19 protein-coding genes are annotated in these 19,145 nt (G+C 64.9%); 11 read left to right on the plus strand and 8 right to left on the minus strand.

The genetic code is table 11. The annotated features are described in order from the left end of the window. The first annotated feature begins 34 nt into the window (after positions 1 to 34). The 5 genes from lspA (at position 35) to arfB (ending at position 4,852) form a co-directional block, all read left to right on the plus strand. Entirely contained in the window at positions 35 to 529 is a 495-nt protein-coding gene (lspA, locus tag ACE10W_RS35140; RefSeq protein ID WP_060910439.1) for a signal peptidase II, read from the plus strand. A 96-nt stretch (positions 530 to 625) separates the two neighbouring features. After that, a complete protein-coding gene (locus tag ACE10W_RS35145) occupies positions 626 to 1,354 on the plus strand; it encodes a hypothetical protein (RefSeq protein WP_304548513.1) in 729 nt (242 codons plus the stop codon). 205 nt (positions 1,355 to 1,559) lie between these two features. Next, a complete protein-coding gene (locus tag ACE10W_RS35150; protein ID WP_370205805.1) occupies positions 1,560 to 2,951 on the plus strand; it encodes a M16 family metallopeptidase in 1,392 nt (463 codons plus the stop codon). Beyond that, positions 2,948 to 4,318, plus strand: a complete 1,371-nt coding sequence (locus ACE10W_RS35155; protein WP_304548517.1) for a pitrilysin family protein — start codon at positions 2,948 to 2,950, stop codon at positions 4,316 to 4,318. Before ACE10W_RS35150 ends, ACE10W_RS35155 begins: the two co-directional genes overlap by 4 nt. Before the next feature lie 117 nt (positions 4,319 to 4,435). After that, a complete protein-coding gene (gene arfB, locus ACE10W_RS35160; protein WP_028174650.1) occupies positions 4,436 to 4,852 on the plus strand; it encodes an alternative ribosome rescue aminoacyl-tRNA hydrolase ArfB in 417 nt (138 codons plus the stop codon). A gap of 58 nt (positions 4,853 to 4,910) precedes the next feature. Here arfB and ACE10W_RS35165 read toward each other — a convergent pair whose 3' ends face one another. Next, on the minus strand, positions 4,911 to 5,219 hold the full coding sequence (locus ACE10W_RS35165; protein WP_028174649.1) for a hypothetical protein: 309 nt from the start codon (positions 5,217 to 5,219) through the stop codon (positions 4,911 to 4,913). A 373-nt stretch (positions 5,220 to 5,592) separates the two neighbouring features. On the opposite strand from ACE10W_RS35165, the gene ACE10W_RS35170 reads away from it, so the two are divergent. Genes ACE10W_RS35170 through ACE10W_RS35185 form a run of 4 tightly spaced genes read left to right on the plus strand, consistent with a single transcriptional unit; the run spans position 5,593 to position 8,500 of the window. Next, positions 5,593 to 5,913 carry a cytochrome c family protein gene (locus tag ACE10W_RS35170; protein WP_038967308.1) on the plus strand — a complete coding sequence of 107 codons (321 nt, stop codon included), beginning with the start codon at positions 5,593 to 5,595 and terminating at the stop codon, positions 5,911 to 5,913. Then, entirely contained in the window at positions 5,914 to 6,309 is a 396-nt protein-coding gene (locus ACE10W_RS35175) for a VOC family protein (protein ID WP_028174647.1), read from the plus strand. A 43-nt stretch (positions 6,310 to 6,352) separates the two neighbouring features. Then, a complete protein-coding gene (locus ACE10W_RS35180; RefSeq protein WP_028174646.1) occupies positions 6,353 to 6,901 on the plus strand; it encodes a hypothetical protein in 549 nt (182 codons plus the stop codon). Positions 6,902 to 6,931: 30 nt separating this feature from the next. Then, entirely contained in the window at positions 6,932 to 8,500 is a 1,569-nt protein-coding gene (locus ACE10W_RS35185; protein WP_304548520.1) for a GMC family oxidoreductase, read from the plus strand. 249 nt (positions 8,501 to 8,749) lie between these two features. On the opposite strand, the gene ACE10W_RS35190 is transcribed toward ACE10W_RS35185, so the two are convergent. Beyond that, complete coding sequence (locus ACE10W_RS35190) at positions 8,750 to 9,067, minus strand: ribbon-helix-helix domain-containing protein (protein ID WP_011090224.1); 318 nt, start codon at positions 9,065 to 9,067, stop codon at positions 8,750 to 8,752. Between the two features lie 239 nt (positions 9,068 to 9,306). Between ACE10W_RS35190 and mutL the strand changes: the two genes are divergently transcribed. Then, the gene (mutL, locus tag ACE10W_RS35195; protein ID WP_304548521.1) at positions 9,307 to 11,118 is read left to right on the plus strand and encodes a DNA mismatch repair endonuclease MutL; all 1,812 of its coding nucleotides are present in this window, start codon (positions 9,307 to 9,309) and stop codon (positions 11,116 to 11,118) included. Position 11,119: 1 nt separating this feature from the next. Here mutL and rsmD read toward each other — a convergent pair whose 3' ends face one another. After that, complete coding sequence (gene rsmD, locus ACE10W_RS35200) at positions 11,120 to 11,677, minus strand: 16S rRNA (guanine(966)-N(2))-methyltransferase RsmD (RefSeq protein WP_304548523.1); 558 nt, start codon at positions 11,675 to 11,677, stop codon at positions 11,120 to 11,122. Continuing rightward, a complete protein-coding gene (locus ACE10W_RS35205) occupies positions 11,678 to 13,744 on the minus strand; it encodes a pseudouridine synthase (RefSeq protein ID WP_304548524.1) in 2,067 nt (688 codons plus the stop codon). A gap of 119 nt (positions 13,745 to 13,863) precedes the next feature. Here ACE10W_RS35205 and ACE10W_RS35210 point away from each other — a divergent pair, with 119 nt between their 5' ends. Continuing rightward, positions 13,864 to 14,322, plus strand: coding sequence for a nucleoside deaminase (locus ACE10W_RS35210; RefSeq protein ID WP_038955606.1), 459 nt, complete (start codon positions 13,864 to 13,866; stop codon positions 14,320 to 14,322). On the opposite strand, the gene ACE10W_RS35215 is transcribed toward ACE10W_RS35210, so the two are convergent. From ACE10W_RS35215 to ACE10W_RS35230, 4 genes are all read right to left on the minus strand, one after another. Then, positions 14,319 to 15,224: an alpha/beta fold hydrolase gene (locus ACE10W_RS35215; protein ID WP_304548525.1), complete on the minus strand. Its 906-nt coding sequence runs from the start codon at positions 15,222 to 15,224 to the stop codon at positions 14,319 to 14,321. The two genes, ACE10W_RS35210 and ACE10W_RS35215, sit on opposite strands and share 4 nt — an antisense overlap. A 189-nt stretch (positions 15,225 to 15,413) precedes the next feature. Next, positions 15,414 to 16,697, minus strand: a complete 1,284-nt coding sequence (gene purD / locus ACE10W_RS35220) for a phosphoribosylamine--glycine ligase (RefSeq protein ID WP_304548526.1) — start codon at positions 16,695 to 16,697, stop codon at positions 15,414 to 15,416. 415 nt (positions 16,698 to 17,112) lie between these two features. Beyond that, positions 17,113 to 17,886, minus strand: a complete 774-nt coding sequence (locus ACE10W_RS35225) for a hypothetical protein (protein WP_304548528.1) — start codon at positions 17,884 to 17,886, stop codon at positions 17,113 to 17,115. A gap of 83 nt (positions 17,887 to 17,969) precedes the next feature. After that, positions 17,970 to 18,989: a hypothetical protein gene (locus ACE10W_RS35230; protein WP_304548530.1), complete on the minus strand. Its 1,020-nt coding sequence runs from the start codon at positions 18,987 to 18,989 to the stop codon at positions 17,970 to 17,972. Between the last annotated feature and the right edge of the window lie 156 nt (positions 18,990 to 19,145).

The following is a 19,145-nucleotide window of genomic DNA, read 5'->3' on the forward strand; positions in this document are numbered from 1 at the left end:
CGGAGTATGCCGCGGCGGCGTTGGGTCACGCACGATGACCCCCCTCCGCGCCGGCATCCTCTCGGCCATCGCCACGGTCATCCTCGACCAGGCCTCGAAACTCTGGCTGCTGAACGGGTTCGACCTCGCCCATCGCGGCGCGGTGCGGGTGACGCCGTTCTTCGACCTGGTGCTGGCCTGGAACATCGGCATCAGCTTCGGCTGGCTCCAGAACGACAGCCAGGCGGCGCAGCTCGCGCTGATGGCGGTCAAGGCCATCGCGGTGGTCGCGCTGGCGATCTGGATGGCCCGCTCCCACACCCTGCTTGCGACCGTCGCGCTCGGGCTGATCATCGGGGGCGCCATCGGCAACGGCATCGACCGACTGGCCTATGGCGCGGTGGTCGATTTCGCCCTGTTTCATCTCGATATCGGCGGAAATACCTATAATTGGTACGTGTTTAACCTCGCGGACGTAGCCATCGTTGCTGGGGTGGCGGGGCTATTGTATGATTCCTTCCTGGGGGTACCCGCCGCAAAAGCGCCCTGATCCCGGCCGATACGGACCGGCAGGTGGAACCCGGCCTTTTGCGAGGGTTGGCCGCGCGCGAGCGGCAATCTGCCACAATATGGAACAGGTACAGTGATGCGCAGCTCGAAGACCAGCGGTTCGATGGTTCGAGACCCCAAATGGGGGTTCGTGCGGGCATTGAAATTGTCCGCTGTCGCGCTCGGCATCGGTCTCGTCATGTCGGCAGGCCCGGTCCGCGCCGGTGACGACGGCGACGATGATGACGACATGACCTTCGAAGAGAAGCTCATCGACAATCTGATGTCCGGTATCGGCGCCAAGAGCATGGAGAAGAAAGGCATCGAGTACCGCGAGCGGTCGCCGCTGGTGGTGCCGCCCAAGCTCGACCTGCCGCCGCCCGCCGGCACCGAAGCCAAGAACGCGCCGAACTGGCCGAAGGACCCCGACGAGAAGCGCCGCAAGGAGGCCATCGCTCAGAGGAAAAAGGCCGTCAAGGCGACGGAGAACTGGCAGGCGGCCCAGCCGCTGACGCCCGCCGAGATGAGAGCCGGCACGGCAGCTGCCCCGGAGCGCACCAGCAACGATCCGATTCAGCCGGGCACCAACGGCAACCCGTCGCTCAGCCCCGCCCAGCTCGGTTTCTCCGGTGGCCTGTGGAACATGATGAAGGGCGGCAACAGCTCCGAGGAAAAGCAATTCACGAGCGAACCCCCGCGCCAGTCGCTGGTCGAGCCCCCGCCGGGCTATCAGACGCCGTCGCCGAACTACGCCTATGGCGCCGGTCCGGACAAGTCGCGGCGGACCTATTTCGACATCATGTCGGGCAAGGACAAGGAGCAATAGCCCCCCTCGCTCGCCGCGACGTCCTGACATTAGCGAACCTGGCGCCGGCGGCTCATGCGCGCCGGACGCGGCCCTTGAATTGCTTATCAGTAACTTGCCTACGCGTTGAGTTCTCTGCTTCGTGACGCGAAGCCTCAGCCGCACGGTGTAGCATGCCGTGCCTCCGAGCCGGACATCCGGGCTCGGCCTTTTACCAGGGATCATGATGTCCGCAAACCGATCGGTTGCCTGCCTTTTTACCGCGCTGCTTTCGACGAGTGTCCTGACAGCCAACGCCGCCCTCGCCCAGACCACGGTGACATCGGCCCCGCCCGCCAGCTTCACGCTCAGCAACGGCCTCCAGGTCGTGGTGATCCCGGACCACCGCACGCCCGTGGTCACGGAGATGATCTGGTACAAGGTCGGCTCGGCCGACGAGACGCCGGGCAAGTCCGGGCTCGCGCACTTCCTCGAGCACCTGATGTTCAAGGGCACCGAGAAGCATCCGGTCGGCGAATTCTCGCAGACCGTGCTCCGTGTCGGCGGCAACGAGAACGCCTCGACCTCGGTCGACTACACCAACTACTACCAGCGCGTGCCGAAAGAGCAGCTGCCGACCATGATGGAGTTCGAGGCCGATCGCATGACCGGCCTGATCCTCAAGGACGAGAACGTGCTGCCCGAACGCGACGTCGTGCTCGAAGAGTACAACATGCGCGTCGCCAACAATCCGGACGCGCGGCTCAACGAGCAGATCATGGCCGCGCTCTATCTCAACCATCCCTACGGCCGGCCGGTGATCGGCTGGCATCAGGAGATCGAGAAGCTCGATCGCGAGGATGCGCTGGCCTTCTACCGCCGCTTCTACGCGCCGAACAACGCGATCCTGGTGATCGCCGGCGACGTAGAGGCCGCCGACATCCGCCCGCTGGTCGAGCGCAATTTCGCCTCCATCCCGGCCCAGCCCGCGATCCCGGCACGCCGCGTCCGTCCGCAGGAGCCGGACCCGGCGGCGCCGCGCACCGTCACGCTGTCCGACCCGCGCGTCGAGCAACCGAGCCTGCGTCGCTATTATCTCGTGCCCTCCGCCACGACGGCCGCGGCCGGCGAGAGTGCGGCCCTCGACGTGATGGCCCAGCTGATGGGCAGCGGCAGCAATTCCTATCTCTACCGCGCGCTCGTCGTCGACAAGCCGCTCGCGGTCTCCGCCAGCGCCAGCTATTCGAGCGTCTCGCTCGACCCGACCCAATTCGCGATCTCGGCCGCGCCGAAACCGGGCGTCGGCTTCGCCGAGGTCGAGCAGGTGATCGACGGCGTCATCGCCGACATCGCGCAGAACCCGATCCGCGCCGAGGATCTCGAGCGGGTCAAGACGCAGCTCATCGCGGAAGCGATCTACGCCCAGGACAACCAGGCGGTGCTGGCGCGCTGGTATGGCGGCGCGCTAACCACGGGCCTGTCGATCGAGGACATCAGGAGCTGGCCCGACCGCATTCGCGCGGTCACCGCCGACCAGGTTCGCGCTGTTGCGCAGAAATGGCTGGAGAAGAAGCGTTCGGTGACGGGCTATCTGATCAAGGACACCACCGCCACCAAGCGCGAGGAGAAGCGTTCGTGACCTATCCCTTCCTTCGCACGCGTCGTTTCGCGTTGTCCTTCGTCACCGGCGCTGCGCTCGCGCTCGCCGCGGTCCAGCCGTCGCAGGCCGCCGCAAAGATCCAGCGCCTGGTCTCGCCCGGCGGCATCGAGGCCTGGTTCGTGCAGGACGCGACCGTGCCGCTGATCGCCATGGAATATTCCTTTGCCGGCGGCTCGGCCCAGGACCCCAAGGACAAGTCGGGCGTCGCCAATCTCGTCGGTGATCTCCTCGACGAAGGCTCCGGCGATCTCGACTCCAAGACCTTCCACGAGCGGCTCGACCGCCGCGCCATCGAGCTTTCCTTCAGCGCGACCCGCGACACCTTCCGCGGCAGCCTGCGCATGCTGCGCGACAACAAGGACGAGGCCTTCGACCTGCTCAGGATGGCATTGACCTCGCCGCATTTCGACACCGCCGACGTCGAGCGCATCCGCTCGCAAGTGATCTCGGGCCTGCGCCGCGAGACCACCAACCCGACGTCGCTCGCGAGCCGCAAATTCCTGGAGGTCGCCTTCGGCGATCATCCCTACGGCCGGCAGACCAACGGCACGCTGGACAGCGTGCCGACCGTCACGGTTGCCGACATGAAGGACTATGTCGGCCGCGTGCTCGCCAAGGACGGGCTGAAAGTCGCAGTGGTCGGCGACGTCGATCCGGCGACCCTCGGCAAGCTGCTCGACCATACCTTCGGCAGCCTGCCCGCCAAGGCCAATCTCGTGCCGGTGCCCGACGTCGAGGCAGCCAAGCCGCCGCAGCGCGCCTTCGTGCCGCTCGACGTGCCGCAGACTGTCATCACCTTCGGCGGCCCCGGCGTGAAGCGCAGCGACCCGAACTTCATGGCGGCCTATGTCGTCAACCACATCCTCGGCGGCGGCGGACTGTCCTCGCGGCTCTATCGCGAGGTCCGCGAGAAGCGTGGCCTCGCCTATTCGGTGTTTGAATCGCTGCTCTGGATGGAGCATTCGGCGGTCTTCATCGGCAATACCGGCACCCGGGCCGACCGTGCCGGCGACACCATCGACGCCATCGAGAAGGAGGTGCGCCGCATCGCCGAGGAGGGCCCGACGCAGAAGGAGCTCGACGAGGCCAAGTCCTACCTCAAGGGCTCGCAGATGCTGGCGCTGGATACGTCCTCCAAGCTCGCGCAGGCGCTGCTGCAATACCAGCAGGACAAGCTGCCGATCGACTATATCGAGAAGCGCAACGCGATCGTCGACGCGGTGACGCTGGATGACGCCAAGGCGGCCGCCAAGCGCCTCTGGGGCCAGGGCCTCCTGACCGTCGTCGTCGGGCGCGCCCCGCAGGCCGCCGCGCAGCCGGCGGCAGCAGCGCCCAAGTCGAACTGAGGTCTTCCGTACGTTTTCTGAAATGGCCGGGCTCGCCCGGCCATTTGCGTTTCCACGATGCGCCATTGCCGAACGTGGACGTCCGGGATATGTCCGGACATCACGAATGGTGCCATCATGCTGCGGATATCCCGCGATCTCGTCATCGACGAGGACGACATCGAGATCGGCTTCGTCCGCGCCTCCGGCCCCGGCGGGCAGAACGTCAACAAGGTCGCGACCTCGGCCCAGCTGCGCTTCGACACGCGCAAGCTGACTCTGCCGGAGGATGCAGCGATCCGGCTCGCCCGCATCGCCGGCCAGCGCATGACCAAGGACGGCGTGATCGTGATCCACGCCCAGCGCTTCCGCACCCAGGAACGCAACCGCCAGGACGCGATCGACCGGCTCGTCGAGATCCTGAGCGAGGCGATGATACGGCCGAAGCCACGGCGCGCGACACGGCCGACCTTTGGCTCCAAGCAGCGCCGGCTCGAAGGCAAGAAGCGTCGCAGCGACGTCAAGGCCGGACGCGGCCGGAGTTTCGACGATTGAATGGGCAAAAACCTCCGGCCGCCGAGCGGCCGGAGGTTTGCAGGTTCACGTTCCGGCGTCAGTAACGCTTGCCGGTGGCGGGGCTGCCCGAAGCGGAATCGTCGACCGTCCCCTTGTGCGCTGCGCTTCCCGTTGTGCCGACCGTGCCCTTCGTCCCCTTGGTCGACTTCATGCCCGTCTTCTCACCAGCAGCTCCCGGCTGCGTAGCGAGATCCTCATCTTCGCCGACTGACGCGCCCCCCTGCATGGGTTTGCTTTGCACGGTGCCGCCAGGCTTGATGCCAGATGACGTGCCTTGCGCGAAAACGGGCGTCGCAATGAGGGCCGCAAGAGCGCATGCGATTGCAGAAGTCTTCACCAACTTCATCCATTTCTCCTGGATTTTTCGCGATGAACGGGTCGGCTGCGTCCTGCGCCGCCCGCCTGCACCGGACCGGTTCATCGCATAGAGAGTTCGAGCGGCGCGATCGCGATGCAATCCGCCTCGTGTGGTCATCGTTTAGGGATTTCGAGGCGGTTTCGCGGAATTGTGCTCCGCATATGCGGCAGCGCGGAACACGCTCCCCGCGAGCATCTCCGCTTGCAGCGAAACAGCCCGCTACTACCACCGCATGTTTGGCGGCGCCTAGAGTTTGCGCACGTTGAATTTGACGTGGATGGGCGAGCTCTTGGCGATGCGCGCAGTCGTGCTGGGATTGTGCACCGCAGTGGTGCTGGTGGTGCGGGTTGCCGACGCGCAGATGCCCTTGCCGGCCGCAAAGCCGCCGGACGGCGCGACACTGTTCAAGCAGCAATGCGCGGTATGTCACACTTTGAGCCTGTCGGAACCGTTGCGGCAAGGTCCGCCGCTGGTCAAGATCGTGGGCCGGACCGCCGGCAAGGTCGACGGCTTCCGCTATTCGGACGGCCTCGCCAAAGCCGACTTCGCCTGGGACGAGACCCGGCTCGATGCGTGGCTGACCAATCCGCAAGCCGTCATTCCCGGCGTGGTCATGGCCTACCGGCAGGGTAAGCCGGAGACGCGCGCCGCCATCATCACCTACCTCAAGGAGCTGAACTGAATGGCCAAGCCCGTCCATTCCATGATCCGCGTGCTGAATGAGGCGCGCTCGCTCGACTTCTACCAGCGCGCCTTCGGCCTCGAAGTCACCGATCACCTGAAGTTCTCGGACTTCGCCCTGATCTATCTGCGTCACCCCTCCTCACCTTTCGAGGTGGAGCTGACGGTGAATTTCGATCGCAAGGAGCCGTACGCGCTCGGCGACGGCTACGGCCATCTCGCCGTGGTAGTCGACGATCTCGATGCCGAGCATGCCCGCTTCGAGCGCGAGAAGCTCGCACCGGGCCCCTTGCGAGACTTCAAGCACGACGGCAGGACGCTGGCGCGCTTCTTCTTCGTCAGTGATCCCGATGGCTACAAGATCGAGGTGATCCAGCGGGGCGGACGTTTCAACTGATCAACTCACAAAGATCCAAATCACAAAAATACGGAGGAATGCCATGAGAGAAGTCGATCGTCGAAGCAAGCACAGCCGCCGCGTCTTTCTCAAGGGCGCGGCGACCGCCGTGCCGGTCGTCGCTGTCGCGACCAGCGTCGCCGTCAGCATCGAGGACGCATGGGCCGATGATTCCAGCGCGTTGTCCCCGGCGACGATGAAGACGCTGCTGAAGGTCGCGCGCGACATCTATCCGCACGATATTCTCGGCGACAGCTACTACATCACCGCGATCAAGCCATGGGACGGCAAGGCGGCCAAGGACCTTGCCGTCAAGTCGCTGATCAGCGACGGCATCGCGCGGCTCGATCAGAACGCGCGGGATCGCCACAAGGTGGCTTACGCCGAAGTCCCCTGGGAAGCCGACCGCGTGGTGCTGCTGAAGGAGATCGAGCAGAGCGACTTCTTCCAGAAGGTGCGCGGCGACCTCATCGTCTCGCTCTACAACCAGAAAGAGGTCTGGCCGCGGTTCGGCTACGAGGGCTCCTCCGCCGAGCACGGCGGCTACATCAACCGCGGCTTCGCCGACATCGACTGGCTGCCGAAGGCTTAAATCGCCACCCAACGGTTCAGGAGAACGCATATGGCAAAATTCGATCTGAACGACTCCAGCGTTGTGGTGATCGTCGGCTCCGGTGCCGGCGGCGGCACGCTGGGCAACGAGCTCGCGCAGAAGGGCGTCAAGGTGGTCATTCTCGAAGCAGGGCCCCGCATCGAGAACCAGGACTTCATCAACGACGAGTGGGAGAGCTTTTCCCAGCTCGCCTGGACCGATGCCCGCACCACGTCGGGGACGTGGCGCGTCGCCAAGGACTTTTCGGGCCTCCCCGCCTGGATCGTCAAGGCGGTCGGCGGCTCGACCGTGCATTGGGCCGGCGCCTCGCTGCGCTTTGACGAGCACGAGTTCAGGGTGAAGACCGCCTACGGCAATATTCCCGGCGCCAATTTGCTCGACTGGCCGGTGACGCTGGCGGAGATGGAGCCATGGTACGCCAAGGCCGAGAACAAGATGGGCGTAACCCGCACCAACGGCATTCCCGGACTTCCCGGCAACAATAACTTCAAGGTGCTGGAGGCCGGCGCGAAGAAGCTCGGCTACAAGACCGTGCACACCGGCAACATGGCGATCAACAGCCAGCCGCGCGATGGCCGCGGCTCCTGCCAGCAGATCGGCTTCTGCTTCCAGGGCTGCAAGTCCGGCGCGAAATGGTCGACGCTCTACACCGAGATCCCCAAGGGTGAGGCCACCGGCAATCTCGAGGTGCGGCCGAGCAGCATGGCGGTCAAGATCGAGCACGACGCCGGCGGCAAGGTCACCGGTGTCGTCTACGCCGACGAGGCAGGCGCAATGCAACGCCAGAAGGCGCGCATCGTCGCAGTCGCCGGCAATTCGATCGAGAGCCCACGGCTGCTGCTCAACAGCGCCTCGACCATGTTCCCGGATGGCCTCGCCAATTCGTCGGGACAGGTCGGCCGCAACTACATGCGTCACATGACCGGCAGCGTCTACGCCGTGTTCGAGAAGTCGGTGCACATGTATCGCGGCACCACCATGGCCGGCATCATTCGCGACGAGGCCGCCAACAATCCGAAACGCGGCTTCGTCGGCGGCTATGAGATGGAGACGCTGTCGATCGGCCTGCCGTTCATGGCGGCCTTCCTTAATCCCGGCGCCTGGGGCCGTCCGTTCACGTCAGCGCTCGACGGTTATCCCAGGATGGCCGGCATGTGGCTGGTCGGCGAGGACATGCCGCAGGAGACCAACCGCATCACGCTCGACCCGGTCGTGAAGGACAAGTTCGGCCAGCCGGTCGCGAGCGTGCATTTCGACGACCATCCCAACGACGTCGCGATGCGCGCACACGCCTACAAGCAGGGCGCCGCGGTCTACGACGCCGTCGGCGCCACCGTGACCTATCCCACGCCGCCCTATCCGAGCACGCACAATCTCGGGACCAACCGGATGAGCGAGAAGCCGCGCGACGGCGTGGTCAACAAGTTCGGGCAGAGCCACGACGTCAAGAACCTGTTCGTCTCCGACGGCAGCCAATTCACCAGCGGCGCGGCCTGCAACCCGACCCTGACAATCGTCGCGCTCGCGATCCGGCAGGCGGATTACATCGCCGGCGCGATGCAGAAGAAGGAGATCTGAGGTCAGATAGGCAACCGCTCTCTCCCCCGTCATTGCGAGCGGAGCGAAGCAGTCCAGACTGCCGACGCCGAAAGATTCTGGATTGCTTCGTCGCAAGCGCTCCTCGCAATGATGATGTGGAGGCAGTTGCGAAGCCCGGATGGAATCTCGTAGCCCGGATGGAGCGAAGCGTAATCCGGGGCGCGGACGGATGACCAGAACCCGGATTGCGCTACGCTCCATCCGGGCTACGCACTTTTGTTGGGACAGCTATTCGGCCGCATCGAGGATCGGCGCCACCGTGGCCTTGAACTCCTGCACCGTCGCCATGTTCCTCGACCGGTAGATCAAACATGAGCAGCGCAGCAGCGAGGCGAAATTGTTGACCTCGCCGTGATGGTCGAGCACCTCGTTGTAGAGCGTGGTCAGGAACTTCCCGAGGCTCATGTTCTCCCTGGCCGCGATCTCCTCCAACGTGTCCCAGAACGCCATTTCCAGCCGGATCGAGGTGCAGTGGCCATCGATCCGCAAGGAGCGGGTCTGGGATTCGTAGTCGCGTTGGGGCTGGTGCGCGAAGAGATGGCACATGGCGTCCTCCCGTCCTGTTGCCGTTTTTTCACGATGCTACACCGCGGCCCGGCACCCCACAATCAGGACTGCAGCCGGAGATCGGTCCGTCCCGCCTGCGCGATTTTCTCGAACGTCCAATGTCTTCAATGTGATAGATATCCCTCTTCCCCAACCCGCCACGTTCCTGTTGCTCAACACATGCTTTTGACGCAACACGGCTTAAGATAACGCCGTTCGCGAACCCAAGACCCGAGCCCATGCCCGTCCGCCAACTGCCAGAGCAAGTCGTCAACCGCATCGCCGCCGGCGAGGTGGTCGAACGGCCCGCGAGCGTGGTCAAGGAGCTGGTCGAGAACGCGATCGATGCCGGCGCGAGCCGGATCGACGTCTTCACCGACGGCGGCGGCCGGCGGCGGATCGGCATCACCGACGACGGCAGCGGGATGACGGCGAAGGACCTCGCGCTCGCGGTGGAGCGCCACGCCACCTCCAAGCTCGACGACGAGGACCTGCTCCAGATCCGGACGCTCGGGTTCCGCGGCGAGGCCCTGCCCTCGATCGGCTCGGTGGCGCGTCTGTCGATCACCACGCGCCATGCCAGCGAGCCGCACGCCTGGGCACTCACCGTCGAGGGCGGCGAGAAATCGGAAATCATGCCGGCGGCGCTGGCCCACGGCACGCGCGTCGAGGTCAACGACCTCTTCTACGCGACGCCGGCGCGGCTAAAGTTCTTGAAGACCGACCGCACCGAGGCCGAGGCGATCCGCGAGGTGGTGCGGCGGCTCGCAATGGCGCGACCGGACGTCGCCTTCACGCTTGCGGGCGAAGAGCGCGCGCCCGTGACCTGGGCCGCGGCGCTACCCGGCGCCGCCGGACGGCTGACGCGGCTCGGCGACATCCTCGGCGCGGAGTTTCGCAGCCACGCCATCGAGGTCCATGCCGAACGCGAGGGCATCGTCGTTTCCGGCTATGCCGCAGCCCCCGCGCTGACCAAAGCCAATGCGCTCGGGCAGTATCTCTTCGTCAACGGCCGCCCGGTGCGCGACAAGCTGATCCTAGGGGCCGTGCGCGCGGCCTATTCCGACTATCTGCCGCGTGACCGCCACCCCGTGCTGGCGCTGTTCGTCACGCTCGATCCGCGCGAGGTCGACGCCAACGTGCATCCGGCCAAGACCGAGGTCCGCTTCCGCAACGCGGGCCTCGTGCGCGCGCTGATCGTCCATGGATTGAAGGAGGCGCTCGCGCGCGAGGGCCGCCGCACCGCCGCCAACAGCGGCGAGAGTGCATTGTCCTCGTTCCGGCCCGCCTTCACGCCGCGCCCGGCGAGCTGGGACTGGCGGGCCTCGCCGTCCGCGCCGGTCGCACCGATGCCGTCATTCGATGGCGCGGCGGCGCCCGCCTTCACGGAGCGCGCCCAGGCGGCGTTCGATGTCGGCGCGCCCAGTGCAGACGTGCGGTTCGAGACGCAGCCCGTCAGCGACCTCGTCGACCGCCCGCTCGGCGCGGCGCGCACGCAGATCCACGAGACCTACATCGTCTCGCAGACCCGCGACGGCCTGATCATCGTCGATCAGCATGCCGCGCATGAGCGCATCGTCTATGAGCGGCTGAAGGCCTCGCTCGCCGCCAACGGCGTGCAGCGGCAGATCCTCTTGATCCCCGAGATCGTCGAGATGGACGAGGCCACGGTGGAGCGCCTGCTCGAGCGCAGCGACGAGCTGGCCTCGTTCGGGCTTGCGATCGAATCCTTTGGCCCGGGCGCGGTCGCCGTGCGCGAGACGCCGTCGCTGCTCGGCAAGACCAATGCGGGCGGGCTCTTGCGCGACCTCTCCGAGCATATGGCCGAATGGGACGAAGCGCTGCCGCTCGAGCGCCGCCTGATGCACGTCGCCGCCACCATGGCCTGCCACGGCTCGGTGCGCGCCGGCCGCAGGCTGCGGCCCGAGGAGATGAACGCCCTGCTCCGCGAGATGGAGGAGACGCCGAACTCCGGCCAGTGCAATCACGGCCGGCCGACCTATGTCGAGCTGAAGCTCTCGGATGTGGAGAAGCTGTTCGGGCGGCGGTAATTTAAGCGTTGCGCTTCAAAAACACGAACTCCGTGTCGTCATAGGCGCGCCGCTCCAGCTCCTCGAAACCTTCAGGCGCCGTAAACTGCGCGGCCTTGGCCTCTTCCACCACCAGCAGCGCGCCCGGTGTCAGCCAGCCGCCGTCGCGCAAGCTCACAAGCGCCTTCTCCGCAAGTCCCCTGCCATAGGGCGGATCGAGGAACACCAGCGAGAACGGCTCGACGGGATGCGCCAGGCCGAGATCGGTCGCATCGCGGCGATAGACTTTTGTCACCCCGCCGAGGCCGAGCGATTCTACATTGTTGCGCAACAACGCCCGCGCCTCCGCACCGTTGTCGACGAACAGCACGAACTTCGCGCCGCGCGAAGACGCCTCGATGCCGAGCGCGCCGGTGCCCGCGAAGAGATCGAGCACGCGCGCGTCCTCGATCGGATCGTCATAGGCGTGCACGAGGATGTTGAACACGGACTCGCGCAGGCGGTCCGCCGTGGGGCGGATGTCGCGCGAGGACGGTGAGGCGAGATTACGCCCCTTCAAGCGACCGCCGACGACGCGCAATTAGTCCTCCCGCGGCGTCAAATCGCGCTTACCGTGATAGCCGCGCTTGGGACGGCGCGGGGGGCCATAGCCGCTCGCCTCCGCCTCGTTGCGCTCGCGCGCCTCCTCGCTGCCGGTGCGCTGCACCAGCACGCGGCGGCCCTTGCGGTCGTTGATCACGGCGCGCTTGCTGGCGGGCTTCTTCTCGTGCGGCGCGCCGTCATCGGTCGCAGCGGCCTTCTGCGGCACGTCGAACTGCGCACCCGACTTCTCGATCACCTTGTCGCCGAGCTGCTCGCGCAGCACGCGCGACTTGATCTCCTCGACCTGGCCTTCGGGGACCTCGCCGAGCTGGAACGGGCCGTAGGACACGCGGATCAGCCGGTTCACCTCGAGCCCGAGATGGGCGCAGACGTTGCGCACCTCGCGGTTCTTGCCTTCACGGATCGCGAACACCAGCCAGACATTGGCGCCCTGGTCGCGCTCGAGTGTCGCATCGATCGGGCCGTATTTGACGCCCTCGACCTCGATGCCAGCCTTCAGCTCGTCGAGCTGGGCCTGGGTGACGTCGCCATGGGCGCGGACGCGGTAGCGGCGCAGCCAGCCGGTGTCCGGCAGCTCGAGCGTGCGCGCGAGGCCGCCGTCATTGGTGAGCAGCAACAGGCCTTCGGTGTTGAAGTCGAGCCGGCCGACGCTGATCAGGCGCGGCAGACCTTCGGGCAGATTGTCGAACACGGTCGGACGACCCTCGGGATCGTCATGCGTGGTCATGAGGCCGCGCGGCTTGTGATAGAGGAACAGCCGCGTGCGCTCGCGCGGCGGCAACGGCTTACCATCGACAGTGACGACGTCGTTCGGTGTGATGTCGAGCGCCGGCGAATTGATGACGCGGCCGTTGACGGCGACGCGGCCCTGCGTGACCATCTCCTCGGCGTCGCGGCGCGAGGCAAGCCCCGCGCGCGCCAGCGCCTTGGCGATGCGCTCGCCGGCCTTCTTCGGCTTCGGCGCTTCTTCGCGGCGCGGCCGCCCCTCGAAATCCCGATCGCGCTCGCGATAGGCGCCGCGGCCGCCGAAGGCCGGGCGCTTCTCGAAGATCCGGCTCTGGTCCTCGTTTTCGCGGCGCGGACGATCACCGAACCGGCCTTCGCTGCGCGGATGCTCGTGCCAGTCGGAGCGGCCTTCCGAGCGCTCGCGCGGGCGATTGAATTTCGGGCGGTCGCCGCCGCGCTCGCCATCGCCGTCACGACGGGGACGATCGAATTTTGGACGATCATCGCGCGGGCGATCGAACTTGGGACGATCAAACTTGGGACTATCGAATTTGGGCCGCTCGCGGAACGGACGATCGCCCGACGGACGATCGTCGCGCGAACGCGAGAACCGCGGACGGTCGTCGCCGCCTTCGCGCTTCTGCCAGGGCTTGTCTTCGCTGCGATCGCGGCCGCCAAAATCCTTGCGCGGACCCTTGCTCGGCGGCCGGTCGCCGCGCGGACCCGCATCGCGCTTCTGCCACGGCTTCGAATCGCTGCGCTCGCCACGATCGCGCGGCCGGTCGCTGCGGTCCGGTGCGCCGCGCGAGAATTTCCGCTCGCCGTCGAACTTGCGTTCCGGGCGGTCGCCACGCGGCGCGTAGGGCCGCTTGTCGCCAAACTTCTTGTCACCGGTCCGGCCGGCGGGGCGGGAGTCGTCGCGATCCCGGCTGCGCGGCGGACGGTCGTCACGGCCATAGGACGGGCGATCGCCGCGCGGCTTGAACGGCCGCTTCTCGCCGTCGCGCGCGCCGCGATCCGAAAACGGGCGGTCGCCACGCGGCTTGAAGCTGCGCTCACCGCGCTCCTCACCACCGCGGTCGTCGCGCTTGAAGCGCGGGCGGTCGCTGAAATCGCGGCGCGGGGCATCGCCCTCTTCGCGGCGGCGGAACGGACGGCCCTCCCGGTCGCCGCGGGGCGGACGGCTGTCGCCCTTGCCCTCAAAGCCGCGCTTGGCGAACTTCTTCTCGGGGCCGCGCGCCTTGCCGGAACGGCCCTTGGCCGGGCCTCGATCACGCCGGCCGCGGGAATCGTTGTCTTTGTCGCTGTCGCGAGGCATGAATAATCTCACTCAGGGGGTGGCCAGAGGGCAGTGTGCGCGCTCGTTCCGAGCCGCATGCTCAGGCAAAACCGGTATTCACTCTTGCTGAAGGCGGAGCTACTAGCAGGTTTCTGGCGATGATACGAGGCTTGAAAGCCCCCTCTTTCATGGATTTGGCGCTCAAAACGGCCGAAAATGCCGGAAAGGCGGGCGAAGTTCCGATCGGGTGCGTCGTGGTCCGCAATTACGAGGTCATCGCCACGGCCGCCAACCGGACGCTGACCGATTACGACCCCACGGCCCATGCCGAGATCGTCGCGCTGCGCGAGGCCGCGAAAAAGATCGGCAGCGAGCGCCTGGTCGACTGCGACCTCTACGTGACGCTGGAGCCCTGCACCATGTGTGCGGGCGCGATCTCTTTTGCAAGGGTCAGGCGACTCTATTACGGCGCCGCCGACCCCAAGGGCGGCGCGGTGGAATCAGGCGTGCGCTTCTTTGCCTCGCCGACCTGCCATCACGCGCCGGACGTCTATTCCGGGGTCGGCGAGAGCGAAGCGGCGCGGCTGCTCAGGGAGTTCTTTCGGGAGCGGCGCTAGCTGCCTGCGAAGAACTCGCGCAGCGCCTTTGCGGTGACGTCGGGGTTCTCCTCGGTGAGGAAGTGCCCCGAGTCCACCGGCATTCCGTCGACGTTCGTGGCCCATTGCTTCCAGGTATCCAGCGGTGTCGCTGCCGCCTGCGCGACGCCGGCGTTGCCCCACAGCGCCAGCATGGGAATGGTGATCTTCTTGCCAGCCTCGAAATCGGCCTTGTCGAGGTCGTAGTCGAAATAGGCGCCGGCGCGGTAGTCTTCGCACATCGCGTGCACGCGGGCGGGATCGCGGAACGGGGCGATGTAGTGTTCGAGCGCGCGCTCGTCGATGGCCTCCAGCGTCTTCGATTTGGTCTGGCTCGCCATCTTGAAGCGCAGGAAGAACTCGCCATTGCCCGAGATCAGCGTCTCCGGCAGCGGGGCGGGCTGTGCCAGGAAGGTCCAGTGATAGATCTTCAGCGCGTAGGCGCGGTTCATCCGCTCCCAGTAGTTATAGGTCGGCAGGATATCGAGCACGGCAAGGCGCGACAGCCGGCCGGGATGGTCGAGCGCGAGGCGGTAGGAGACGCGGCCACCGCGGTCGTGGCCGGCGAGCGCGAAGTGCACGTGGCCGAGGCGCTCCATCGCCTCCACCATGGCCTTGGCCATCGCGCGCTTGCTGTAGGGCATGTGCAGCGCGTCGCTCTCGGGCATGTCGGACCAGCCATAGCCCGGCAGGTCGGCGATGATCAGCGTGAACTTGTCGGCGAGCTCAGGCGCCACGCGGTGCCACATCACATGCGTCTCGGAGAAGCCGTGCAGGAGCAGGAGCGGCGGTCCCTTACCGCCGACGCGGGCAAAGATGCGGCCGAGGGAGGTGTTGATCCACTCGGAGGCGAAGCCGGAATAGAGGTCGGCGAGATCGGACATCTTTCTGCATCCTTGTCTGGTCAGTCCTGGAGCTGCTCCCAACAAAAATGTCGAAAACAACCCCATGCACAGTAGCACGCGTCCTCGGCGAAGGGCGCTAAGCCCAACAGCCGACTAGGCATTTTTGAAATGTCGATGTGGCGGCGCGATGGCGCAAGGTTTTTTGCGCGCGCAGCGGAAAAACCGCTGTCAGCCCCTGGCCTTCTCGGCTTCCACCGCCTGCCAGCCGATGTCGCGGCGGCAGAAGCCTTCCGGCCAGTTGATGCGGTCCACGGCCTGATAGGCGCGGCCTTGCGCCTCCGTCACGGTCGCCCCCAGCGCGCAGACGTTGAGCACGCGGCCGCCATTGGCGAGGATCGCGCCGTCCTTTGCAACCGTACCGGCATGGAAGATCTCGACGGTGTCGACCTTGGCGGCCTCCTCCAGCCCCTCGATGCGCGTGCCCTTCTGGTAGTCGCCGGGATAGCCCTTCGCCGCCATCACCACGGTGAGCGCGGATTCCGGATGCCAGCGCAGATCGAAATGCTTCAACTCCCCGTCGCAGGCGGCAATGAACGCCGGCACGATGTCCGACATCATGCGCAGCATCAGGACCTGGCACTCGGGATCGCCGAAGCGGACGTTGAACTCGAACAGCTTCGGCCCCTGCGTCGTCAGCATGATCCCGGCATAGAGGATGCCGCGGAACGGCGTGCCGCGCTGCTTCATGCCCGCGACCGTCGGCAGGATGATCTTCGCCATGATCGCGTCATGGATCGCCGGCGTCACCAGCGGCGTCGGCGAATAGGCGCCCATGCCGCCGGTGTTTGGGCCGACGTCATGATCGAACACGCGCTTGTGGTCCTGCGCGGAGGCCAGCGGAATGGCGGTCTCGCCGTCGCACAGCGCAAAGAAGCTGATCTCGCGGCCCGGCAAAAATTCCTCGATCACGACCTCAGTGCCGGCTTCGCCAAAGGCGCCCTCGAACATCATGGCGATGGCGTCCTCGGCCTCGCGCACGGTCTTGGCAACGACCACGCCCTTGCCGGCGGCAAGGCCGTCGGCCTTCACCACGATCGGCGCGCCCTGGCTCTGGACATAGTCGCGCGCGTCCTTGGCGTTGGTGAAGCGCTTGTAGGCGCCGGTCGGAATGCCGAATTCGGTGCACAGCGCCTTGGTAAAACCCTTGGAGCTTTCGAGCTGGGCGGCCGCCCCGCTCGGCCCGAACGCCTTGATGCCGGCGGCGGTGAGGTCATCGACGATGCCGGCCGCCAGCGGCGTCTCCGGCCCGACCACCACCAGCTCGACCGCGTTGGTCTTGCAGAAGTCGATCACGGCCGCATGGTCGGCAACGTCGAGCGCCACGCACTCCGCCTCGCGCGCGATGCCGGCATTGCCGGGCGCGCACCAGAATTTGGTCACCAGGGGGGAGGCTGCGATCTTCCACGCCAGGGCATGTTCGCGGCCGCCGGAACCGAGCAGGAGAATGTGCATCGAAGGCTCGAAAAGAGGGGTTAGCTGGGGGCGGAGGTCGCACGAATCGCGGCGGGCCTCAAGGGGAAACGGCCCGCACTCCCCGTCATTCCGGGGGCCACTGAGCATCGCGGTGCCGATTGCTATGCCTTCTCCCGTTGAGGGAAGGGCTTGGTCACCGAGAGCCACCGGCTCGCTCGGGTGAAGGGTCTGTCTCCGTGAATGGGGACCCATCCTATCATGCAGCGCTTCGCGCTACCTTATCCCACAAGCATAGAATTTGCGTTTTATAGGCTTCTCTACGCTTCCACAGGTCTTACGACGAACTTAACGCCTCGCTCGCCATGCTGGTTTGCTTGGCGTGGAACGATCTGGTTGAACGTGTCGAGCAGCAAATCTTCGAGAATTCCGACGACAAGGCCGCGCGTCGTTTCGATCAGACGACCGCGGCCTGCTGAGTGAGCCGCGACCAGTTCTTCTCACTATACTGTGCCAACTGTAGTAGCTGCGTGAGCGCAGCCCAAGCGTTCAATTCGCCTATCTCGGATATTCGGCCGTGCGCAGCCTCATCTCTCCAATAGCTCATGATCGAAAGGGCTGAAGAAAATTGGATATCTGGAGTAATGGCCTTTAGAAGCTCCGAACGGCCCTGCGGCCGCCGATACCTCTTTAAGGTATCAGTTTCGCCGAGTTTAGCGAAACCAATCGAAAGTAAGACAGCTTCGGCGGCTGCACCGCTCATGGCGCATGACGCCAAGTAATTGCGGGTCCGGTACGTCCCTACTGCCTCTGTGGCTCGCTGGCCGAAGGCATCGCCGAACTTCGTGAACTCGTCGAACAGTGCTGCCATCCGGCCTATTTCAATAACTTGTCGATCACCGGCGCTCTCGACCCAACGAATGCCGTTGGCCGTCAACGAGAATTTGCAATCAATATCGCCGCCAGATGCCACTCCGGCCCGTGAGGGGTTCCTGTATCCCATACGGAGTACACCGAGACGGCATAACTCGGCGACAGCATCGTAGAACGCACTAACGTGCGCATCGGTTTGTTGATTAGAACCCACGCCTTGTAAAGACCAATACCGGTCCAACTGATGGGGAACATATAGGTCGGCTCCGTGGCTCTGCCGCCTAGCTTGATCGTCGTGAGCGACACGAGCCAAGTACTCGACGAGAAACTCGAAGATTGTGTCGACGTGAATAGTCATTTTGAGTTCCTGTCACGAACGGCGTTCATCGACCAGCCGTCGCGTATTTCAGAGCTTAGTGACTTGCTGAGGAGGCCGCGGTCCTATGGACCCTTAACGTCCAGTTCGTCTGGCTCAGAAAACTCGGTCGAAACCAAATCCAGAGAAACCGCGCGATCGAATGCATCGAAATCTGCGGCGGTCCTCAAATAAAACCGCAGCCCGCGCTTATCATTCACTTCCTTCACATTAGGCGTCGAAAGCCGCGTTTTCCAAAATTGCTCGTCACCATCAAATCTACCAAGCTGCCAAACGTACCCAAATGCCGGCCGGCACGTCACCCACAAGCGTCGTTTACCACCCATGCGATACATCACTTGCCGCCGATAAAGCCGCGTTTCCTGATTGCTTGCAAGGGCGGCTCTTATGAAGTCGGCGACGGCAGGATTTTCGATAGCCTTCAGTGCCTCGTCCCAATCCTTCCACGAGGCGGAGGAACGAGCAGTTCTTTCGGAGCCGCGAGTGAGAGCCGCTATCTCAATAGGCGGATACACACACGTACATGTTAAATAGTCATTCCCGCCCTCCTGAGACAGCGACAGCCGGTAGCATCGAATGTCGACCTCAAAGATTTCATGAAGCCATTCGGCTCCGATCAGGAGTGCGGGGTCGAAGTCCTCCGCAACAAGTATTATTCGCTGATCTTGATTGATCGCTGAAACGTCCGAGCCAATGTGTTCTTCAATTTCGGCCCGCGCATCGTCGTACGATTGCTTGTAGTTCGTCGCCAGAGTTTGAACAAATCGGTCAGACGGCCATTTAGAAATCATTCCGGCGTAGCTTATGGCCTGCAGCAACTGGAGTTTGTGTGTGCCGCGTTTAAGTTCGATGACCACAGTCGTTCCATCTTCGTCCGTTGCAAGAATATCGATCCTGTCGGGTACAGCATCGGATGGACGAACTTCTTGGCCAATCACCCAAAGATTTTCACCCATCTCTTCGCAGAAGCTGTCGGGGTCGGTGCAGATCATTGCCTGCAAGTCCCTTTCCCAGTGATCGGCGTCCACAAAAGTAGACTTCGTCAGTCGGACCAATTTTTTCCCGGTTCTATCGATACGGAGCATGTACTTCTCCACTGCCTACGATGTGACGCTCGAGCTATTATGCCAAGTTCTTCAAGGCTGCGGGAAGGGCCGACGGTGCGCGGGAAACGCAGGGACCAGATCATCCGGCGGAGGGGCGGCCAGCAAACCACAGGGAGGCCGCCGGCCCTTCTTGCC

Source organism: Bradyrhizobium sp. B025 (assembly GCF_042257955.1).
GTDB classification, from domain to species: domain Bacteria; phylum Pseudomonadota; class Alphaproteobacteria; order Rhizobiales; family Xanthobacteraceae; genus Bradyrhizobium; species Bradyrhizobium diazoefficiens.